The organism is Treponema porcinum, from assembly GCF_900167145.1.
GTDB lineage: Bacteria > Spirochaetota > Spirochaetia > Treponematales > Treponemataceae > Treponema_D > Treponema_D porcinum.
In genome coordinates this window covers 45,565-66,955 of sequence record NZ_FUWG01000004.1, presented here as the reverse complement: position 1 = coordinate 66,955, position 21,391 = coordinate 45,565, and the positions used below count along the sequence as shown (strand labels likewise).

Below are 21,391 nucleotides of genomic sequence, written 5' to 3'. Positions count from 1 at the left end.
CCGTCGGTTTTACGAAAGTCCGTTGCCGCCGGCTTTTTCCTGTATTTTTTTAGGAGTTTAAAGTGAAAAGACTTTTTTTTACCGCTGCAGCATTTTTTATGGCGGCATACGTATTTGCCTATAATCCTCCTGTCGGAGGGCAGACGCTGTTCAATCTGTCCAGTCCTACGCAGCTTGCTTCTGCATCTTCCTGCGCCGGCGGAGGAATTTTTATGCCTGGAGCTGATTCCATTGCATTTAATCCGGCTCTTCCGGCTCTGGAGCAGCGCATTCAGCTTGACGCGGCATTTTCCGCGCTCATTTCAACGAATTCTGACGCCGACCGCTCGTTCAACGCGGCATTCCAGACGGGAATACTTATTCCGACAAAACGTTTTGTTGCAAGCGGAATATTGAACGGCGTTTTTTGCAAGTCGATTGACCTGTGGCTTGGAAATACGCTTAATTTCCGTGCAGGACTTTCAAAGGAAGTTTCGGAAAAACTTAGCGTAGGCGCAAACGTTAATGCCGGCGTTCTATGGGGCGCAGGTTCTGACTGGAGTCTTGGACTTGACGCTGGATTTTTGTACAGGCTTGGTCAGCTGGGATTTTTCAGGGATTTCAGGATAGGTGCGGCTGCGCTTAATCTTGGAAAATATTACAGCGGCGAGGAGCTTCTTCCGATTGACGCGGAACATACAGCAGACGATTTTCCGTCGCTCGTAACTATTCGCGGCGGTATCGGTGCGCTTCTTTTTGAAACGGAGCAGTTCAAGGGCGGTTTCTCCTTTGACATTGCAACTCCTGCGTTCCAGAACGTAATTTTTGATATGGGACTTCAGTTTGCGTTCAAGGATATGCTGTATCTTTCCGTTGCGGAATCAATCGACGTTATGGAAATTAAAAACGAACATTACAATCTGATGCCGGCGATAAGTCTTGGCGTAAAGTTTGACCTGAATGCGCGCGGAAACGAATATCTGAAAAGCCGCAGTTGGGATTCAAACGAAATGCTTGCGTCTTTAGCGTGGCAGCAGAAATATGAGCATATTCAGGCAATTTCCGGCGGAACGCGGCTGTATCTTGGTCAGACGGACACGCAGCCTCCGGTAATTCAGCTGTGGAACGGTGCGGAAGACTGACAGCAGGGACAAAATACTAGGAGTTCTTTTTATGAGTAATAAATCTTTTTTTGTAAAAGCTGTGGCTTTTGTTTTATTTTGTATTCCAGCTTTTGTTTTTGCAGAAAAAAAGGAAAAATATTTTTCCCCGAACAATGACGGCGTACAGGATGAATTTGTCATTCCTTTAAAAATAAGCGACAGACGTTATATTACTTCATGGCAGCTTGTAATTACCGATGAAGGCGGAAATACGGTGCGGACAATCGGCAATAAAGTTGCCCTTCCGCAAAAACTGAATTTCAAGACGTTCTTTAAGCAGCTTGGCTCTGTAAAGACTGGAGTTACCGTTCCTGCTTCCGTTTCCTGGAACGGCGCAATGGATAACGGCGAAACTGCTCCGGACGGAACGTATTTTTATTATTTTACTGCAACGGACGATAACGGAAATGTCGGCAAGACTGATTCGTATCCTGTCGTAATTGATACCGTTTCGCCTGTTGTTGCACTCACTCAGCTGTCGGACAAGATTTTTGGCGAGGGTGTAAAATCCGAACTGAAAATCAGTCAGACCGGTTCTGTTGAAGACGAATGGACAGGTCGTTTCAAGAATGCGTCCGGCGAAGTCGTAAAGACTTTCAAGTGGACTTCCGCCGAGCCTTCTGATTTCAAATGGAACGGAACTGACGATAACGGACGCTTTGTACCGGACGGCGTTTATTCCTATGATGTAAGTGCAGTTGACCGTGCCGGGAACGTTTCTGAGCCGGCGGCAATCACGAATATTATTTATTCTGCCGAAAAACCGGCGACGAACATCATTCTTTCCGGAACAAAATATTTTTCTCCGGGAACGGACAGTCCGCTTTCTTCTATAAAATTCGATTTGAAAATTCCTGTTCCTGACTCAAAAAGCGGAAACAAGCTGACTGCCTGGTCTGTAAAAATCGTTGACAGAAAGGGAAATGTCTGCAAGGTGTACGACCAGACGAAATCTGCCGTTCCGCCGTCTGAAATTATATTCGACGGCATCGGTGATAATGGAAAACTGCTTCCGCAGGGTATTTATCAGGCTGTGGTTGCGGCAACTTACTTAAACGGTTACGAACCTGCCGTGCTTAAATCTCCGGAGTTTGTTCTTGACGTTACAAAGCCTTCTGCACAGATTTCTGTTTCTGACAAGATTTTCGGTGCAGGCGCAAAGACTCACGTGCGCATTTCGATTTTGCCGGACATCGCAGGAAAATACGCGTCTGTTCCGTCCTGGAAAGGCCGCATTTATGTAGCAGACAAGCCATCTGTTTCGGTGAAGGAATATGACTTTGGAGAATTCCCTCCGGAATCAATTGACTGGAACGGTTTTGCTTCTGACGGAACGCTTGCTCCTGACGGACTGTATGCGTTTGAACTTCGCGCAACTGACCTTGCCGGCAATACTGGCGTAGCGGCGGCAAATTCAACGTTCGAGCTTAATACAAAGGCTGCAAAAGTCCTGCTTTCTATGAGCAGTACGGCGTTCAGTCCTAACGGAAACAAGGTTAAGGATTCTATGCAGTTTGTTCCTGTTGTAAAGGATGCTGCCGGCATTGCAGACTATACGTTTACAATCCGCAGTGCAGACGGAACAAGCGTGCGGACTTTGAAAGATTCCAGAAATCTTCCTGTCCGGTTCGATTGGGACGGAAAGGACGAATCTGGAATGGTCTGCCCGGACGGTATGTATATGGCTTCTCTTTCAATGAATTCAACGAACGGTTCTCAGGCGCAGGTTACGTCAAATCCGTTCAGGCTTGATACTGTTCCGCCGAAACTTGAGGCTGTTGCTCCGTGGACGGCGTTTTCTCCTGACGGCGACGGAAATCAGGATTCAGTTCCTGTAACTGTTTCAAACTGTACCAGCGAGTCACTTTGGAAAGCAGAAGTAGTGAACGCTTCTGGAAAAACTGTCCGTACATACACCTGGAAAGGCGTTGTAAGAACGAACGGAAAAGACGGTTTTGATTGGGACGGAAAGGACGAAAGCGGAAACAAAGCTCCTGACGGCACGTATTCGATTGTCATTTCGTCAGAGGACGAAGCAGGCAATTCTTTCAGCACGAAAATTGCAGGTATCGCACTTGATACCCGCGATACAAAAGCATATATAACGGCGGAGAATGATGGAATTTCTCCGAACGGCGACGGTGTCCTTGATACGCAGGTATTCTCTATAAGGACAAGCGTTCCGGACGACATTCTTTCCTGGAATTTCGACATACGAAGCGAAAACGGAACGTCCGTCCGCGGATGGTCAAGCAAGGACAGCGCAAATCTTCCTGCTTCCGTTACCTGGGACGGTCTTGATAACAAAGGTGCTGTTGCAGAAGGTACGTTCACCGGAACGCTCAGTATAGTCTACAAGAAAGGAAACAAGATTGACGCCGTTTCATCTCCGTTTATCTGTACGGCAACTCCGCCGCAGCTTACGGTACGCACGGCTCCTCAATATTTCAGCCCGGATAACGACGGAACGGACGATGATTTGTTCATCAGGCTGACGGGAACTTCAAAGGCTGCGTTCAAGAACTGGTCGTTTGTCATTAATGCACCGAACGGAAAGCCGTTCTGGACTACAAAAGGAACGTCTGCAATTACAGAGCGCATTATCTGGGATGGTCTTTCCAATATTCAGAAGGATTCTAACGGAAAGGCAGAGCGCGTTCAGTCTGCAATGGACTATCCGTATGTATTTACCGTAACTGATGTACTTGGAATGACGAGCATCGTAAAAGGCGTAATTTCTGTGGACGTGCTTGTTATTCGTGACGGCGACGTACTTAAGATGGCGGTTCCGTCAATTATTTTCCGCAGCGACAATGCTGACTTCAAGACAACTGCTGAGGTCGGAAAAGGCGGACTTGATCCTGCCATTGCCGAAAACAACGAGCGCGTTCTGAACCGTATCGCAGAAATTCTGAATAAATTTAAGGATTATAAGGTTACGGTTGTAGGACACGCAAACCGCGTTACGGACAATGCAGCTGAGGAAACCGAGGACAATATGAGGCTTTGGGGACCGGCTTTGATTCCGCTTTCAGGAAAGCGCGCCGAGTTTGTAAAATCATACCTTGTGAAAAAAGGCGTGAGCGCAAGCCGTCTTTCTACGGAAGGAAAGGGCGGAACAGAACTTGTCGTTGACTATAAGGACAAGGACAACAACTGGAAGAACCGCCGCGTAGAATTCATACTGGAAAAATAATGCGGAAACCGGCAGACTGATTTTTCTGCCGGCAAAAACGGTCAGCTGGTGAAAGCATAAAAAAAGAAAAAAATAAGATTTTTTTGTGCTTCCCCTGTTGACCTTTTTTTTTCATTCGTATATATTATCAGCACATTCGCAAGAATGTTATGGTTGCTTAGCTCAGCTGGTAGAGCAATGGACTGTTAATCCATGTGTCGCAGGTTCAAAACCTGCAGCAGCCGAAGCCCTTTCTCTTTGAGAAAGGGCTTTTTTTATTTAAGGTTTAATACAAACCTTAAAAACAACGAAGTCAAGGCTTTAAGCGACAGCGTGCCTTGACTCGGCGTATTTGCAAAAATGTTTTTTGAAACTTTCGGATGTATTCTATCCTGCTTTTTTTTGCAGATGCTATTGAATTAGCATACGAACCGGAACAATCTGGAAGCCTTCGTCTAAAATTGCACTTATAAGAAGGTCAAGGCTGTCGTATACGTAGCTTTTTCTGCTGCCGCCTGCAATTCCTACCGTTACAGGAATTATTCCGCCCTTGTTTTTGATGAGCGATGACATATAAATGTTTATAAGTTCAGCCGGCGTGTAATAGTTTGATGATGAAGAAACTGCATCTTCGAGCGTTACTGTATCATAGGAATGTTTTGATGCGTCTACGTAGGAGTAGCCGGCGTTCTTTCCTGCCGTTACAAGCCGTTCTGACTTGAAATAGTACGGGGCATGCCATAAGAGCGACAGTTCTTTTCCTGTTACGGCAAAGAATTCGTCCTCATTGCGTGCAAGTCCGCGCCGTATGAAATCTTCGTCCATTATAAAGTCTTTTGAAACAAGTTTTGCCGTAGAGAAAAACTGCGAGGCGCATTCGTTCCCTGAAATTGAAATCAGCTTTGTTTCGTTCGGATAGCGGCGGATAAATTCACCGTTCAGAAAGAAAGTTCCCTTTATGTTGTACTGGTTCAGTTCGTACAGGATTTTTGCAAGACCGTCTGCGTTGTCGTAGGCATCAAAAATCAGGGCAGCTGTTTTGGGCGGTTCTGTTTTCCGTATGGTTTCTGCAAGCAGCGGTTTTGTTACAGGTTTTCCTTTGAGTGAACGCACGTACAATGCGTTTTCGTATCGGGAATTCGGTGTTTCTCCACAGAAAACACGGTAATTTTCATTGCGCATGACATTTTTGTGTTCCGCGGAAAGACCATTTTCGCTCCATGTTCCTGACTGCGGGTTGTATATATATGATTTTCCGTTTCCAGTGTCGGCCGTGATATTTCCTGTATCGTTCCACCAGGCGTTTACCGCCTGTGACAGCATAATCGTTTTCGCAGACTTTTCTTTTATCGACCATTTTCTGATTGTTTTTTCACCGCCAAGATACAGCGTGTCTGAGTCTACCCAGATAATTGATGTGATTTTTTCGCCGGTGATTTCGTCAATCCTCTTCCATTCTGCCGTGTCGTAGATATATGCCGTTGAGCCGGAGAAAAATGCACAGCGCGATTTATCTGGAGAAAATGCCGGAAGTCCTGAGTCTTCTATTGCAAGGATTTTTGAAAATTTATCGTTCATACGGTAAACTGCCGCGGCGGCCGGTTTTCCGTTGTACGGGAGCGTTTTCATCCATATGGACGGAACTGGCAGACCCGGCTGTTCAAAATCGTTTGCGATGAGTGCGTCCGGCCATACGATACGGACGTCGAGTAAAGAACCTTCGTTGTTTGTGTATGATTTTGTAGAAACGGCATCCAGATAGTTACAGGAAGCTCCGTTTATGCGGTACAGCGTAAAATTTTTTCCTCCCTGAATGATGACGATTGCCGTGAGGTTTTTGTTTACGCTGAAAGAATCCTTGCCGGAATTGAAATGGTTTGGAAGCCTTCCGATTGCCGTTCCTTTTCCGATTATTCCTGAATAAAGTCCGAGAGTGTAAAGTTCCTTGCTGCTTATTCGGTATACGATGTCGCCGTCGATGTAGACAAGGTATTTTCCGCCTGTCCAGTTTACGGAGTCGATTGTTCCCGGTCCAATTTTACGGTATTCTTCGCTTACTTCAATTCCCTTGAGCATTGCTTCCGGATTGCAGAAGTAGACTGCGCCGTTTTTTTCATATAATAAAATCTGGGCGTTCGGCTGCCATTTTGCAGGAATTTTTGTATAGCTGAATGATGCATTACTGTCGAGGACGAGCGATTTTTCGCCGGAGAAAGTGCTCAGCGTGAGCGCGCCGGTGGCGTAATTTTTCTTTTCGATGTAACAAATCCATTTTCCGTCCTGACTTGCGGCAACAGGCGCTGTCCGGTGTGAATTTTCCGGGATTACGGAAGCGCAGTCATTCCAGACGGCTTTTTTTTCTGCGGTACTGTACCACACTGTGCCGTAGCGGTTTCGTATCTGGAGGATTTTTCCTCCGTTCAGAAGTTCCATCTGCTCAGGGTAATACGTCAGTATTTCCGGACGCACTTCCGCAGTTCCGTTTTTGATATTCGCCTTAAAAAGCGTCCGGTAAGAGTTTATTCCGGCAATGTTGTGCCTTACGGTGAACAGTACGTCGTTATTTTTATTTATGTCGCCGTCGCCGAACTGAATTCCTGCGGCAGCCGGAAGGGCTGCAAGCATACATAAAAGCAGGACTGTATGTTTCAGGACTGTCTGTTTAACATTCATTGTAATCTCCCGTAAAAAGTCAGCGTGCAAGTTCCGCACACAGGACAAGGACATCAAGCTCTTTTTCCAGCTCGTCCAGCTGTTTTCCTACGTTCTGAAGTTTCTGTTCCTGCTCCGTACGGCGTTTTCGTTCCACCTGTTCAAAAAAAAGATTTTGGTATTCCCGGCTTTCTTTTCTTATCAACTGGATTCCGCACCATGGACAGTATACGAAATTCTTCTCAATTTCGCGGCCGCAGCCGCTGCATACATTTGTCATCATATATTTCTGCCTGAGTCCGCCTGGCTTTTATGGCGTGGCGGCTGTTCCTTTTATTTTATGAGAGTCATCGGGTTTACAAGCTGACCGTTCTTGTAAACCGTAAAGTGCAGGTGCGGTCCTGTTGAATATCCTGTAGAACCTACAAGACCTATTCTTGTTCCCTGACTTACCCACTGTCCTTTTTTTGCAAGAATTTTTGACATATGGGCGTACAGAGTCTGGTATCCGTTTGCGTGCTTTATGATTACGTAGTTTCCGTAGATGTTTGAATATCCTGCAAATGACACTGTACCTGAACTTGATGCAAGAATCGGCGTTCCCTGCGGACATGCCATATCAATGCCTGTGTGGTATGATTTTACGCCGGAGAACGGATCAAGGCGCGGACCGAACATTGAGGTAAAGCGGAATTTTGCTGCTATAGGGCGCTTAAAAAGTTCGCCTAGCGCATTCTGCAATGCAGATGATTCAAGTTTTGCTCCCGGAATGAAAAGCTGCTGTCCTGCCTTAAGTTCCGCTGCTTCAAGTTCATTTACGTCAAGCAGGTCTTCCATCGTTACGTTGTATTTTGCAGAAATTCCTGTAAGCGAGTTCCCGGGTTTTACTGTGTAGTACAATCCATCTATTGAAGGAATTTTCAGTTTCTGTCCGGCGCACAGCTGGCGTACGTTGTCAATGTCGTTTACGGCAATCAGCGTAGAAATATTTTTCAACCCGAATTTTTTTGTAATTCCGCTGATTGTATTTCCCGGCTGTACTTTGTATGTCTGGAACGTTACAGGCTGGGAGAATACTGTTTGCAATGGAACGGAAGCTTCTTCTCCCACAAGAGTGCCGTCCGACGTATATTCCTGCGTTTCTTCGAGCGCAAACGATGACATTATTGCGTTAAGTTTTTCTATGTCGAGCGCGCTGCTCTGGTCAAGGTTAAGCGGAGAAGAAAGGCGCGGAGAAAAATCGATGTGCTTTGCGGCAAAAACGGCGGCGGATGCAGTTACAAAGGCTGCAACGGCTGTTTTAAGAATTATGCTTCGGTTTTTTGCGATGAAATTATACGCTGCCGCAGAATAGTTCAAAATCATTTTAGGGTGGAACGAAAATCCTGCCTGCTTTGCCGCGGATGCACTGTGTCGTGCTTCCCTGGCGTATGGTGTATGAAGAATATTCGTTTCTGTCTTAAAGGCAGGGAGATGTTCTGCGTGTTTTCTGAAGAATGCAGTTAAACGGTTTACGGCATTTTCCATTGAGCTGCTGTAATTTCTGTTGTCAAATCCGACGTAACTGATTATTTCCATATATCATCTATCGACACTTTGCATAATCATTATTAGAATATTTTGCAGTGCGGAAAAGCGCGCGCAATTTTTTTTTAGTGGAATACGAATGAAAAAATGTTTTGTTTTTACAGTGGTGGCAGGACTTTTTCTGGGACTTTTTATAAAACTGTTCTGTTTTGACATCCTGTATGTTTCCGGCGTTTCTATGGAACCTGCGCTGAATGACGGTCAGGCCGTTCTTGTAAATAAACTTGCGTACGGACTTGTAAAGCCGTTCCGCGGAGAATTTTTTGTGCAGTGGGCAGAACCTTCGGACGGAGATATTGTCATTTTTCTTCACGATGATAAAATTGTGGTGAAGCGATGCGTAGCAGTCGGAGGCGCGCAACTGGATTTTTCGGGCGATACGGAGTATACTCTTTCTGTAAATGGAAAAAAAATCGTGCTGACGGAGAGCCAGTTCCGCAAAATGGCGCAGTTTACGTCAGTGCCGGAAGGTTATGTGCTGGTTTTGGGAGATAACTATTCGGAATCCCTTGATTCAAGAAGCTATGGCTTTGTTTCAACTGAAAACATAATAGGAAAAGTAATCATCAGATGAACGGATTTTTCAATAAAAAAGCTTTGATAGGTATGCTGGCAGTTTTCGGAATTTTTGTGATATACGTTCTGGTGCTGTATGCAAAGCTTGCGTTTACCCCTGTTTCCTCAATCGTCAGTTCGGCTCCTCCTGTCCAGAGAGGTTCAATAGTAGACAGGAACGGAAAGCCGCTTGCCGTTCAGACGAATTTTTATCACGTCGGGGTAACGCCTCATCTTGTAAGGAACAAGGCGCAGTTTGCAGATGACGTAAGCGGTCCGCTTGGAATGGAAAGCAGCGACATAATGCGGATTTTGGAACAGAACAGCGCGGCGAGTTTTGTCTACCTTAAGAAAAAAATTACGCAGACCGCGTATGCAGAACTCAAGAAAATTACGGATGCAAAAGGCTACGTTTACGTAAATTACGACAGGATTCCGGGACGCATTTACCCGGAAAATGCGCTTGCTTCCCAGCTTATCGGTTATATGGGCGACGACGGAAAAGGTCTTGCCGGCATTGAATATTCTATGCAGTCATACCTTCAGCCGTCTGAAAAAGATGAAAACGCAAAAGAGTCGCAGGAAAAAAACGTATACCTTACGATTGACGCAAACCTTCAGTACAAACTTGAGGAAATTGCGCGCGATACGATGCGGACGACGCAGGCAGAATCAATGATGCTGATTGCGGCAGATGCAAAAAACGGCGAAATTCTTTCATATATAAGCCTTCCGTCCGCAAATCTTAACGAATACAGCTATGCGTCCGTTGCAGAAACTGTTGACCGCCCTGCGATGGAAGCGTATGAACCGGGCTCTGTTTTCAAGATTTTTACAGTTTCCGTTGCCTGTGACCAGGGACTTATCCGTCCGGATGACAGTTTTCTGTGCGACGGAATGTACGAGCGGCGCATTAAGGGTGGAGAAGCGGTACGGATAAAGTGCCTTGACCGTCACGGATGGCTTACGGCGCGTGATGCGCTGAAATATTCCTGTAATGACGTTCTGGGACAGATAAGCGACAGGATAAGTGATGATGATTTTATTGCAAAAATCCGCGCTTTGGGATTCGGTCAGCGGACGGAGATTGAACTTCCGGGCGAAACATACGGTTCTGTAAAAGATTCTGACAGTGCATTATGGTCTGTCCGCTCAAAGCCGACGATTGCCATCGGTCAGGAAATAAGCGTTTCTGCCTTGCAGATGGTTCAGGCGGCGACGGCGATTGCAAACAAGGGAATTCCGCTTAAACTCACTCTTGTAAAGCGGATTACGAACAAAGACGGTTCTGTTTTTTATGAGCATACAGCAGTTCCAAAGGAGCGCGTCCTTAAGCAGTCTACGGCGGAATACGTATTAAGTTGTATGGAAACGACGGCGACGTCAGGAACAGGCTCCCGTGCGCGGCTGAACGATATTTCGCTTGGTGTAAAGACAGGAACTGCGCAGATGGCGTCAAAAAGCGGCGGCTACAGCACGACCGATTTTCTTTCAAACTGTATGGCGATTTTTCCGGTGGAAGATCCACAGATAATTCTGTATATCGTTGTTGAAAAAGCAAAAGGTGAAACGTATGCAGGACGCATTGTTGCGCCTGTTATTGCAAAAGCGGCCGACGAAATCATCGACTATCTTGGAATGAGCCGCGGAGATGCCGCAAGCCTTGAACACAGCGGAAAAATCAGTATTTCTGCCGCACGCCCGATTATTCTTGGAAAAAAACTTCCTGATTTTACGGGGCTTTCAAAGCGCGACATTATGAATTTGGTGAACTCAAACGGCATTCAGGTAAAAATAAACGGTTCCGGCTGGGTAAAAAGTCAGAATCCTGCACCGGGAACTCCTGTTACGGAGAATATGATAATTGAACTCAATCTGGAATAAAAACATTTCTCTTTTTACAAATCGTTTTCCGCAGCTGGCTCAGCTGCTCCTCCCTGCAATCAGCTCATTCTCGGAAGCTTCCATCGTTTTTTCCGATATTGCGCCTGCAAAAAACGGAAGCGTAACTGCCTCGGAAAATTCGCTCCGCCTTCATTCTGCGTATAATCCGGAGCGAGAGGCGCAGTCAGCTGTTTCTTCCGCAGTTGCCGGTAACGAAAATTGCTGCGCCATTGTTTTTGCCGGTTTCGGTCTTGGGTACGCAGTGAAGGAAGCCTGTTCATTTAGTGATAAAAAACTTGTCGTCATTGAACCTGACGCAGCGCATTTTCTTTCTGCACTTTTTCTTGTTGACTGGTCTGACGTTTTTTCCTTCCCGAATATCGTTCTTGCGGTTGGCTGCACACCGGAGCAGGCAATTTCACTTATCAATGCAAACGGTATTTTAAAAAGCTCTTTTGTATCAGTAAAGGCGCAGACTGTTCATGCGCAGCCGTATTTTGATGCGCTTTTTGCGCTTATAGAACGTAATCGTCATAAAGAAAAGATAAATAATGCTACTACAAAAAAATTTGCAAGGCGCTGGAATTTGAACTGTCTTAAAAATGCAGGAACAGTCGCTTTGCTTGACGGAATTTCGGTTTTCAAGGAGAAGGCAGGAAACCTTCCGTTTACGGTGATTGCCGCAGGTCCGTCACTTTCACAAATTATTCCGTATGCGGCGGAAATCCAGCGCCGGACAGTTACAGTCTGCGTTGATACGAGCCTTCGCGCAATGCTTTCTGCCGGAGTCCAGCCGGATTTTATCATTATAACTGATCCGCAGTATTGGGCGTACCGCCATATTGCAGGACTTGAATCACCGTCTTCCGTTCTCATTACTTCCTGCGATGTGTATCCGGCATCGTTCCGTTTTAAGGGCAGAAAGACAGTCTGCTGTTCGTCGCAGCTTCCGTTGGGAAAGTATTTTGAGCGGCATTGCGGAGAAAAAGGCGATTTGGGAGCCGGCGGCTCAGTTGCTTCCTGCGCGTGGAATTTTGCTCATTTCTGCGGAGCGCAGACTGTTTTTACGGCAGGACTTGACTTGTCGTTTCCTAAAAAACAGACGCATATCCGCGGAAGTTCTTTTGAGCAGAACGTTCATTCCTGTTCAGCGCGCCTTTTTCCTGCCGAAACGCTCAGTATGCCGCTTCTATTTTCGGGCAATGCAGAACCAGCACTTGATTATGCCGGTAACAAAGTTCAGACTGACCAGCGGATGAAAATGTTTGCATGGTGGTTTGAAAGCCGCCTTGCCGAATGCCCTGAAACAAAAACGTATGCGCTTTCTCCTGCAGGCCTGCGCATTCCCGGCATTGCCCTTTCTTCTGTTTCCGAGCTGCTTTGCCTTCCCGTAATCGAACGTGAAAAATCCAGTTTTTTTGCCGAAGCAGAAAAAAATACTCTTTCCCAGGCGGCTCTTCAGAAAGCAGAACTTTCTTTTCAAAATGCCGATCGTCTTTTAAAGAAACGGCTTTCCGGAATTCCGCTTTCTGACTTTGAAACTGTCCGCCGTATTGCAGACTCCCTGTAGATGCTCCCTGTAGAAGATTTTCTCGCCGAAATAAAACAGTCCTTGCAAATAAAAATCAATTTTTTTTCAGAATTTTCTAAAGTTCGTCCCGTTTTCAGCGATAATATAAATGTGATTGCTACAGGCGGTTCGACATCCAGACGCCTGTGGCAGTTGTGCCCAAGATTAAAAAGTTGAAAAGCGTGTGAGGTTTTTCAACTTTTTTTTTGCCTTTGCCTTTTTTCCGTCAATTCGCTACAATATGAAACGTAATTTTCAAATTATTGCATAACTTCTTTCGCATTTTATTTTTTTCGAGGTACAATACAATGTCAAAATCATTAACTCCGATTACCCTTTTGTGCGGGTATCTTGGTGCCGGCAAAACGACTTTGATGAACAAAGTTCTTACCAACCAGAAAGGATACAAAGTTGCCGTTATCGTAAATGATATCGGTGAAATAAACGTTGATGAAAGCCTGATTGCAAAAGGCGCAAACATCACCGACACAAGCAGCATAGTTGGTCTTCAGAACGGCTGTATCTGCTGTACGCTCAAGTCTGATCTTGTACAGCAGATTGAAAATCTTATTGCACAGAAACGCTTTGACTACATTCTGATTGAAGCAAGCGGCGTTTGCGAACCTATGCCGATTGCACAGGCGATTGAGCAGATTCGTAACGGACGGCTCGACAACGTTGTAAGCGTTGTTGACGCAAAGCGTCTGGTGGACGAATTTTCCAGCGGCGATACGCTTCTTAAAAAAGATATGGATGAGGAGGATATTGAGTCCCTGCTTGTCCAGCAGATTGAATTCTGCTCTACGCTGATTATTAACAAGAAAGACCTTGTAACGGCGGACGAAATGAAAAAAGTTCACGCGGTGGTGAAGGCGCTTCAGCCGCACGTAAAGGTGATTGAGGCAAGTCACGGTGATGTTGCAGTTGAGAATATTCTGAACACAGAGCGTTTTGATTTTGAAACTGTTTTTGAAAGTGCCGCCTGGGTAAGTCATCTTGAACGCGCTGATGAAGACGATGACGATGATGACGAGCACGAACACGAACACGATGAACACGGTCATCACCACGAGCACGACCACGATGAACACGAACACGAACATCACCATCACGAGCATATTCACGAAGGCGATGACGAAGATGAATACGGAATAGGAAATTTCGTATATTACCGCCGCCGTCCGTTCAACCGTGACAAGCTTGAAGAATTTGCCGGAAGATGGCCGCGTAACATTATCCGCTGCAAGGGCGTTCTTTGGTTCAGCGACGAAGAAAATATGGCTTATGTGTTTGAAACTTCCGGCCGCCAGATTTCTGCCGGTGCTTCCGGTCAGTGGCTTGCTTCCTGCTCAAAAAAAGAACAGGAGGAAGTTCTTGCTTCAGAACCGAAAATCCGTGCCGAATGGGATGAAAAAGTCGGTGACCGTATGATAAAACTCTGCATTATCGGACAAAAACTTGATAAAGATGCAGTATGCCGGGAACTTGACGCGCTTCTTGACTGAACGTGATGAAAAATAACCGTCTGTGCCCTTAAGCCGGGCGGTCTTAAATAGGAATAAAAATTATGCCGTCAAATACTGCTCCTGTTGAAAACAAGATGGGTACTATGCCTGTTGTCAGGCTGATTTTAAATATGTCTCTGCCGATGATATTTTCGATGCTGATTCAGGCTTTGTATAATATTGTAGACAGTATTTTCGTTGCGCAGATAGGTGAAGATGCCCTTACTGCTGTTTCCCTTGCATTTCCTGTGCAGAATCTTATGATTTCTTTTGCGGTAGGAACGAGCGTCGGTGTAAATGCGATGCTTTCTATGAAACTTGGTCAGCGCGATCAGGAATCTGTAGATAACTTTGCCATGAACGGTGTTTTTCTTTCGTTCTGTACTTATGCAGTATTCTTTGTGCTTGGACTTACGTGCGTTATGCCGTATCTTCAGTCGCAGACGTCATCATTTTCTATTGTTGAGTATGGACGTGAATATCTTTGTATTGTAACAACCCTGGGATTCGGTGTGTTTGCCGGTACTATGTTCGACCGTCTGCTTCAGTCTACCGGACGTACGTTCCTTGCGATGATAAGCCAGATTGTAGGTGCCGTAATTAACATTATATTTGACCCTCTTTTGATTTTTGGAATTGGTATTTTTCCAAAAATGGGAATCAGGGGAGCGGCTCTTGCTACAGTACTGGGACAGATAGTAGGTCTGTTTGTTTCTGTCATACTAAACATCCGCTGCAACAAGGACATTCATTTCAAAGTTAAAAATCTTATTCCGCGCTTAAAGATTGTCTGTGATATTTACAAAATTGGTATTCCTTCTATTCTTCTGAGTTCAATCACCTCTGTAATTACGTATTTTGTAAATATTATTCTTGGAAGATTCAGTACTACTGCGATTGCCGTCTACGGAGTTTACTTTAAACTGAACAGTTTTATTTTTATGCCTGTGTTCGGTCTGAATAACGGAATCGTTCCAATTATTGCCTATAACTACGGCGCACAGCATCATAAGCGCATTACTAATACAATACGCGCTGCCTTACTTATGGCGTTTTCCATTATGCTTCTTGGTGCCGCTATTTTTGAGCTGTTTCCTGACCGGCTGTTCCGCCTTTTTAATGCCAGTGATGAAATGGTTGAGCTTGGCTGCAATTGTCTGCGCCGTATTGCTCCAAGCTTTTTGGGTGCGGCAATCGCCATTACCCTTTCGTCAGTATTTCAAGCGTTCGGTTCTGCCGTGTACAGTATGATTGTATCATTTGCGCGCCAGCTTGTAGTATTTCTTCCTGCAGCATACCTTCTTTCCCTTACAGGAGACGTAAACAACGTGTGGTGGTGTTTCATTATTGCTGAGTTTATGTCGGTGGGAATGTCCCTTTTCTTTATGCGCCGCATATACATCAAGAAAATAAAGCCTATTCCTGTAAAGTAAATTTTTTCTGGAGCTGGTCTGTATAGTTTTCCATGCAGGATGTTATTCGTTCGGAGGGGTTAATACATTAACCGCTGAAATCTGTATCTTTTAAGAACCAATATACCTTGCTCTTGAGGTGAGATTTTTGATTTTGACAAAAATTAAAAAAATGTAATTTTATGCAATTTTATTTATCTTTGTGTTTGACTGTGAATAAATATTCAGACATTATTTTCAGGGGATTTTTTGCTACGCTTTATGTAGCTTTTTTTATAAAAAAAATTGAAAAAAAACGCTAAATATAGTTTTTTTTTACTATGTTTTGTTGTCAATCAAAATCTTTTGGAGTATTATAAAAGCGTCAAAGATAAAATTTATTACAAGGGGTTAAATTATGGAAATGAAATCTGAATGGGAAGGATTCAACCCAAAAGGTTTGTGGACAAGCGAAATAAACGTTCGCGACTTCATCCAGGCCAATTATACACAGTATAGTGGTGACAGTTCGTTCCTTGCAGGACCGACTGCTGCTACCAAAAAATTGTTTGATGAGCTTCAGAAGCTTCAGAAAGCTGAGCATAATAAAAAATGTATGGGTCTTGACGGAAAGGAGCGCTCAGGTGTTCTTGACCTTGATACTGACGTTGTAACAGGACTTACAGCTCATCCTGCAGGATATATCTGCCCGGAAGGAAAAGACCTTGAGCAGGTTGTAGGACTTCAGACAGACAAACCGCTAAAAAGAGCATTCATGCCGTTCGGCGGAATTAAAATGGCTGAGCAGTCAACACAGATGTACGGCTACGAATCTAACAAGGAACTCCACAAGATTTTTACTGAATATCACAAGACTCACTCTGACGCAGTATTCGATGTTTATACACCAGAGATTCGCGCAGCCCGCAAGTCACACATTCTTACAGGATTGCCTGATACTTACGGACGCGGACGCATCGTAGGTGACTACCGCCGCGTTGCCCTTTACGGTATTGACTACCTTATTGAGCAGAAGGAACAGGACAAGCTTAATTGCGGAAACGGAACAATGTCTGAAGATATTATCCGCCAGCGCGAAGAAATTTCTGAGCAGATTAAGGCTCTTAAGGGAATGAAAGCTATGGCTGCAATTTACGGCTATGATATTTCAAAACCTGCTAAGACTGCAAAAGAAGCATTTCAGTGGCTGTACTTCGGTTATCTTGCTGCAATCAAGACACAGAACGGTGCTGCAATGTCTGTAGGACGCATTTCTACATTCCTCGACATTTACATCGAACGCGATATTAAGAAAGGAATCCTTACAGAGGAAAAGGCTCAGGAACTTGTTGACCACATCGTAATGAAGTTCCGCATGGTTCGCTTTGCGCGCATTGAATCTTACAACCAGCTGTTCTCAGGTGATCCTATCTGGGCTACTCTTGAAGTTGCAGGTCTCGGTCAGGACGGACGCGATATGGTTACTAAAAATGACTTCCGCTTCCTCCATACACTTGAGAATATGGGACCTTCTCCAGAGCCGAACATCACAGTTCTTTATTCAAAACGTCTTCCTGAAAACTTCCGCAAATATGCTGCGAAGATTTCTATTGATACTTCTTCAATCCAGTATGAGAACGATGATGTTATGCGTCCTATCTGGGGTGATGACTATTCAATCTGCTGCTGCGTTTCTGCAACACAGACAGGAAAGGAAATGCAGTTCTTTGGTGCTCGCGCAAACCTTGCAAAGGCATTACTTTACGCTATCAACGGCGGAAAGGACGAAGGTGCAGGTCTTACACCGTATGTACAGGTCGGACCGGAACTTGCTCCGATTACTTCTGAATATCTTGATTACGATGAAGTTATGCGCAAGTACGATGTTATGCTTGAATGGCTTGCAAAACTTTATGTAAATACATTGAATGCAATCCATTATATGCACGACAAATACTACTACGAAGCTGCTGAGATGGCTCTCATCGATACAGATGTTCGCCGCACATTCGCAACTGGTATTGCCGGCTTCAGTCACGTTGTAGATTCACTTTCTGCAATCAAATATGCAAAAGTTAAGGTTGTCCGCGATGACCACGGTCTTGCAAGCGACTTTGTTATTGAAGGTGATTTCCCTCGCTACGGTCAGGATGATGACCGTGCAGACGAGATTGCCGTATGGCTTTTGAAGGACTTTATGGCAAAAATCAAGAAGCAGCCGACTTACCGCAATGCAGAACCGTCTACTTCAATCCTTACAATTACCTCAAATGTTGTATACGGAAAGGCTACTGGCGCGCTTCCTGACGGACGCAAGGCTCACGAGCCGTTCTCACCGGGAGCTAACCCTTCTTACGGTGCAGAAACAAAGGGTCTCGTAAAATCTCTGAACTCTGTTGCAAAAGTTCCTTACAAATATGCTTTGGACGGAATTTCAAATACGCAGACAATCAACCCGAATGCACTCGGACACGATGAAGAAGAGCGCATTTCTAACCTTGTAAGCGTTATGGACGGATACTTTGACAAGGGTGCTCATCACCTGAACGTAAATGTATTCGGCGTTGAAAAGCTCAAGGACTGCCAGGCTCATCCTGAAAAGCCGGAATATGCAAACTTCACAGTACGCGTTTCTGGTTATGCAGTACGCTTTATCAACCTTACAAAAGAGCAGCAGGACGATGTTATTGCCCGCACCTGCCACGCAAGCCTGTAGTTGGTTTCAGGGACGGTAATCCGTCCTTGTACTGAAATGAAAACGCCTTTGCGGAGCAATCTGCAAGGGCGCTTTTTTTTGCTGACAGTTAGACAGTTAGACTGTTAGAAACGCATTGAGGATAAAAAAATGAAAGGCTATATACATCAGCTGGAATCGTTCGGCTCTGTGGACGGACCTGGTATCCGGTTTATAATTTTTTTTGCCGGCTGTCCGCTCCGGTGCAAATACTGCCACAATCCTGACACCTGGGATATGATGAAAGGAAAGCAGTATACGGCGGACGAACTTTTAGACGAAGCAATAACCTGCCGCGAGTACTGGGGAACAAAAGGCGGAATTACTGTGTCTGGCGGTGAACCTCTGGCTCAGATTGACTTTCTGCTGGAACTTTTTACAAACGCAAAGGAGCGGGGAATAAATACCTGCATAGACACTGCCGGCGGACCGTTTACCAGAGAAGGCGAATGGTTTGAAAAATTTAAGCGGCTGATGAACGTTACTGATGTTCTTTTAATGGATATAAAGCATATCAACGAAGAAGAGCATATAAAGCTGACTGGTCATACAGGAAAGAATATTATCGAGATGTTCCGCTATCTTGATGAAATCAATAAACCTGTCTGGATACGCCACGTTCTTGTTCCGGGAATTACCGACAATGATGAATATCTTATCCAGACTCGCGATTTTATACGGACGCTGGGCAATGTTCAGCGCGTAGAGGTTCTTCCGTACCACGGACTTGGCGCAATGAAATACAAGGATTTGGGAATTGATTATGTCCTTAAAGATACGAATTCTCCGACCGCAGAGCGCGTTCAGAACGCCCGCAAAATCCTTGAATGTGCTGAATACGACGGCTGGAAAAACTAGTGCTGTCTGCGCTGGCAGACAGCAGGCTCTGATGACAGTGGTTTTATAGTGAAAAAATCCGCTGTGCGTTTTTATACATTACGTTTTCGTATTCGGCAGGGGAAATGCATTTTTCAAGTTCAAAGAAATAGTCCTGGTAAATTGAGCGCTTTCCTTCTTTGTTCTTAAGGTACGTATCCCTGCCGTCTATAGGCGTGTCACTTCCGAAAAGCAGTTTTTCGCTTCCGCATTTTTTTATGAAAGAAATTGCGCTGTCCAGCGAAACCCAGGCGGTGTCTGCGTACAGGTTAGGAAGCTGTGCGCATAATTCCGTAGCGCGCTTGTTGTCGCTGTCAAGTTCCAGATGTGCCATAATGAATTTTACGTCTGGGTACTTTTTTGCCATTTCAAAAACAAGTTCCGGGTTGGAAAACTTATCGTTTGCAGTATGCGTAATCATCGGAAGATTTAGTTTTCTGGCAAGTTCAATGTATTCGTACATTTTTTCATTGTTGAAAGCAAGTGCAGAATAGAACGGATGTACCTTTATTGCCTTTACAATATCCAGATTGCGCTCTAGAAGTTCTGAAAACTGCTTGTCGAGGCGTTCTGTGTTTGGTTTTATCCAGGCCGCAGCATACAGCCGGGAACTGTTGTTCCGGGCAAAATTTATCATACGGACATTAGAATTGTACTGGGAAACCTGCAGTTTTTCCGGCAGAATGACGTGATTTGCATCAAATTCAAGCGAGTCTGCATTTGATACAATCGCCTTGTCTATGTGGTACGTCTGTATTGCATACAGAACGTCACTTTCTTTCATATCAAAAGTTCCGGCTTTTCCGCCTATGTGAATATGAGTATCAATAATCATAAGTTCCTCCCGTGAAAAGTCAATGAGGAAGGTCGGAAGCAAAGCTTCCTGACAACTTCCGATTTGATTTTTACGCTGTTCCGCAATGAAATGAACTCGCATCGCAAGCTTCCAGCGGGAACAGCAGTTGATAAGGAAGTTCGCAACGCGAACTTGTGAATAAAAACTTTGACGCTATTTCAGGCAAGGTTTTTATTACACTCTCCAGTTCCTGAAAAAGACTGTGTGCCGTGCAATGGTGTACGGTACTGATTTTCTGCGTTTTATTCAATGCGCAGGATTTTTGAATGAGTTATTACTTCGTTTCCGGTTTCTGTAATCAGAACGTCATTTTCAAGGCGGACTCCGCCCAGCTGCTCGTCATACAGTCCCGGTTCGAGCGTAACAATCATTCCCGGCTTGAACACAACGTCTTCCGTCATTTTAGAACTTACGCGCGGATATTCGTGTATCTCAAGTCCGATTGCGTGTCCGAGCGTATGCGGCATTTTCCGTTTCGCCGCCGCAAAAATGCCGTCTGCCCTTTCAGCAGCGTCCTTTACAGGAATGTCTTTTTTGTAAAGGAGTAGGCATTCGTCGGCGGCAGCCTGTACTAAGTTCAAAAGTTTTTCCTGCTGAGGAGAAAGCGGTCCTTTTGCAACCGTAAGCGTCGTGTCGCTTGTATAACCATTGTACACAACGCCAAAGTCAAGGATTGAAAGACCGTTTCCCGGCCATTCGCCTGACGTATAGCCTGGGAATGCATGGATTGCCCAGCTTCGCGCAGGACCTGCCGCAAGCGTATCAAAACCGGTGCGCTCGCAGCCGTTCAGCCTGAGTTCACGCTCTATTAAAAGCGCAACGTCTGTTTCCGTCCGTATTGCACCGGATTTTATTTCCTGCTCGATTTTTTCGATGATAAGGTCGCCTATTCGCGCAGCTTCTTTTGTACAGGCGATTTCGTATTCGTCTTTTATCATTCGCTGTTCTACAATGTACTGATGAATGCCGGTCTGTTTGCATCTTACGTCCCACTGCGGAAGCGCATCTATGAATGAAAGAAAATCGGGATAAGTAATGTACGGCGGAAGTTCCACTTTCATATTGCGGATGCCTTTTGCCGCGTTCAGGTTTGCCTGAACTGCCTGAAGTTCGCTGTTCTTGTATTTCGTATACGGAATAAGCTTGTCGCAGAATGCCTGTTTTCTGGCAAGAATTTCATCCCAGGGAATGAGGACATTTTTTCCGTTTTCAAAAATAATCAGGACTGCATCGCTTGTGTGTCCAGTCAAATAACGTATTGCCGGTTCGCGATGAGCTTCCGAATCAATAAACACAGCTGCTCCGATTTGATTTTCCGTAAGATAATCAACGGCTTTCTGCCTGCGTTTTTTGTATAGCTGATTGAATTCTTCTTGTGTTGGTTCTTTCATTTTTTTCCGCCTTTATGAAAACTGTATTTGCTACATTCAAGGTTAACACTGAAAAATCCTCAATAGGATTTAT

14 protein-coding genes and 1 tRNA gene are annotated in these 21,391 nt (G+C 45.0%); 10 read left to right on the top strand and 5 right to left on the bottom strand.

Features of this window, described 5'->3' with window-relative positions; translation table 11 throughout:
- The first annotated feature begins 62 nt into the window (after positions 1 to 62).
- The 3 genes from B5D55_RS03215 to B5D55_RS03205 all read left to right on the top strand — a co-directional run bounded on the left by B5D55_RS03215 (position 63) and on the right by B5D55_RS03205 (position 4,562).
- A complete protein-coding gene (locus B5D55_RS03215) occupies positions 63 to 1,121 on the top strand; it encodes a hypothetical protein (RefSeq protein ID WP_078932559.1) in 1,059 nt (352 codons plus the stop codon).
- A gap of 31 nt (positions 1,122 to 1,152) precedes the next feature.
- On the top strand, positions 1,153 to 4,338 hold the full coding sequence (locus B5D55_RS03210; RefSeq protein ID WP_078932558.1) for a FlgD immunoglobulin-like domain containing protein: 3,186 nt from the start codon (positions 1,153 to 1,155) through the stop codon (positions 4,336 to 4,338).
- 151 nt (positions 4,339 to 4,489) lie between these two features.
- Positions 4,490 to 4,562: transfer RNA gene (locus tag B5D55_RS03205), tRNA-Asn, on the top strand.
- Positions 4,563 to 4,728: 166 nt separating this feature from the next.
- Here B5D55_RS03205 and B5D55_RS03200 read toward each other — a convergent pair.
- Genes B5D55_RS03200 through B5D55_RS03190 form a run of 3 tightly spaced genes read right to left on the bottom strand, consistent with a single transcriptional unit; the run spans position 4,729 to position 8,547 of the window.
- Positions 4,729 to 6,990: a polysaccharide deacetylase family protein gene (locus B5D55_RS03200; RefSeq protein WP_159446143.1), complete on the bottom strand. Its 2,262-nt coding sequence runs from the start codon at positions 6,988 to 6,990 to the stop codon at positions 4,729 to 4,731.
- A gap of 19 nt (positions 6,991 to 7,009) precedes the next feature.
- On the bottom strand, positions 7,010 to 7,252 hold the full coding sequence (locus B5D55_RS03195; RefSeq protein ID WP_078932556.1) for a zinc-ribbon domain-containing protein: 243 nt from the start codon (positions 7,250 to 7,252) through the stop codon (positions 7,010 to 7,012).
- 50 nt (positions 7,253 to 7,302) lie between these two features.
- Positions 7,303 to 8,547: a peptidoglycan DD-metalloendopeptidase family protein gene (locus B5D55_RS03190; RefSeq protein WP_078932555.1), complete on the bottom strand. Its 1,245-nt coding sequence runs from the start codon at positions 8,545 to 8,547 to the stop codon at positions 7,303 to 7,305.
- An 88-nt stretch (positions 8,548 to 8,635) separates the two neighbouring features.
- On the opposite strand from B5D55_RS03190, the gene lepB reads away from it, so the two are divergent.
- The 7 genes from lepB (at position 8,636) to pflA (ending at position 19,053) form a co-directional block, all read left to right on the top strand.
- Positions 8,636 to 9,130, top strand: a complete 495-nt coding sequence (lepB, locus tag B5D55_RS03185; RefSeq protein ID WP_078932554.1) for a signal peptidase I — start codon at positions 8,636 to 8,638, stop codon at positions 9,128 to 9,130.
- Positions 9,127 to 10,995, top strand: a complete 1,869-nt coding sequence (locus B5D55_RS03180; protein WP_078932553.1) for a penicillin-binding protein — start codon at positions 9,127 to 9,129, stop codon at positions 10,993 to 10,995. The genes lepB and B5D55_RS03180 overlap by 4 nt, the downstream gene beginning before the upstream one ends.
- Positions 10,976 to 12,565, top strand: coding sequence for a motility associated factor glycosyltransferase family protein (locus B5D55_RS03175; RefSeq protein ID WP_078932552.1), 1,590 nt, complete (start codon positions 10,976 to 10,978; stop codon positions 12,563 to 12,565). Before B5D55_RS03180 ends, B5D55_RS03175 begins: the two co-directional genes overlap by 20 nt.
- A gap of 308 nt (positions 12,566 to 12,873) precedes the next feature.
- Complete coding sequence (locus B5D55_RS03170; protein WP_078932551.1) at positions 12,874 to 14,070, top strand: CobW family GTP-binding protein; 1,197 nt, start codon at positions 12,874 to 12,876, stop codon at positions 14,068 to 14,070.
- Positions 14,071 to 14,132: 62 nt separating this feature from the next.
- Positions 14,133 to 15,503 carry an MATE family efflux transporter gene (locus tag B5D55_RS03165; RefSeq protein WP_078932550.1) on the top strand — a complete coding sequence of 457 codons (1,371 nt, stop codon included), beginning with the start codon at positions 14,133 to 14,135 and terminating at the stop codon, positions 15,501 to 15,503.
- Positions 15,504 to 15,879: 376 nt separating this feature from the next.
- Complete coding sequence (gene pflB, locus B5D55_RS03160; protein WP_078932549.1) at positions 15,880 to 18,177, top strand: formate C-acetyltransferase; 2,298 nt, start codon at positions 15,880 to 15,882, stop codon at positions 18,175 to 18,177.
- 129 nt (positions 18,178 to 18,306) lie between these two features.
- Positions 18,307 to 19,053 (top strand): pyruvate formate-lyase-activating protein, encoded by a 747-nt coding sequence (pflA, locus tag B5D55_RS03155; protein ID WP_078932548.1) that lies wholly within the window; start codon positions 18,307 to 18,309, stop codon positions 19,051 to 19,053.
- A 43-nt stretch (positions 19,054 to 19,096) separates the two neighbouring features.
- Here the strand turns inward: pflA and B5D55_RS03150 are convergent, their stop codons facing one another.
- Together B5D55_RS03150 and B5D55_RS03145 are read right to left on the bottom strand one after the other, a co-directional pair.
- A complete protein-coding gene (locus B5D55_RS03150; protein ID WP_159446142.1) occupies positions 19,097 to 19,906 on the bottom strand; it encodes an amidohydrolase family protein in 810 nt (269 codons plus the stop codon).
- A 263-nt stretch (positions 19,907 to 20,169) separates the two neighbouring features.
- Positions 20,170 to 21,318, bottom strand: coding sequence for a M24 family metallopeptidase (locus tag B5D55_RS03145; RefSeq protein WP_078932546.1), 1,149 nt, complete (start codon positions 21,316 to 21,318; stop codon positions 20,170 to 20,172).
- Between the last annotated feature and the right edge of the window lie 73 nt (positions 21,319 to 21,391).

What these genes read in the sequence shown, in the direction of transcription:
- B5D55_RS03210 (WP_078932558.1), top strand. Translation starts at nt 1,153, where the DNA reads ATGAGTAATAAATCTTTTTTTGTAAAAGCTGTGGCTTTTGTTTTATTT.
- B5D55_RS03200 (WP_159446143.1), bottom strand. Translation starts at nt 6,990, where the DNA reads ATGAATGTTAAACAGACAGTCCTGAAACATACAGTCCTGCTTTTATGT.
- B5D55_RS03195 (WP_078932556.1), bottom strand. Translation starts at nt 7,252, where the DNA reads ATGATGACAAATGTATGCAGCGGCTGCGGCCGCGAAATTGAGAAGAAT.
- B5D55_RS03190 (WP_078932555.1), bottom strand. Translation starts at nt 8,547, where the DNA reads ATGGAAATAATCAGTTACGTCGGATTTGACAACAGAAATTACAGCAGC.
- lepB (WP_078932554.1), top strand. Translation starts at nt 8,636, where the DNA reads ATGAAAAAATGTTTTGTTTTTACAGTGGTGGCAGGACTTTTTCTGGGA.
- B5D55_RS03180 (WP_078932553.1), top strand. Translation starts at nt 9,127, where the DNA reads ATGAACGGATTTTTCAATAAAAAAGCTTTGATAGGTATGCTGGCAGTT.
- B5D55_RS03170 (WP_078932551.1), top strand. Translation starts at nt 12,874, where the DNA reads ATGTCAAAATCATTAACTCCGATTACCCTTTTGTGCGGGTATCTTGGT.
- B5D55_RS03165 (WP_078932550.1), top strand. Translation starts at nt 14,133, where the DNA reads ATGCCGTCAAATACTGCTCCTGTTGAAAACAAGATGGGTACTATGCCT.
- pflB (WP_078932549.1), top strand. Translation starts at nt 15,880, where the DNA reads ATGGAAATGAAATCTGAATGGGAAGGATTCAACCCAAAAGGTTTGTGG.
- pflA (WP_078932548.1), top strand. Translation starts at nt 18,307, where the DNA reads ATGAAAGGCTATATACATCAGCTGGAATCGTTCGGCTCTGTGGACGGA.
- B5D55_RS03150 (WP_159446142.1), bottom strand. Translation starts at nt 19,906, where the DNA reads ATGATTATTGATACTCATATTCACATAGGCGGAAAAGCCGGAACTTTT.
- B5D55_RS03145 (WP_078932546.1), bottom strand. Translation starts at nt 21,318, where the DNA reads ATGAAAGAACCAACACAAGAAGAATTCAATCAGCTATACAAAAAACGC.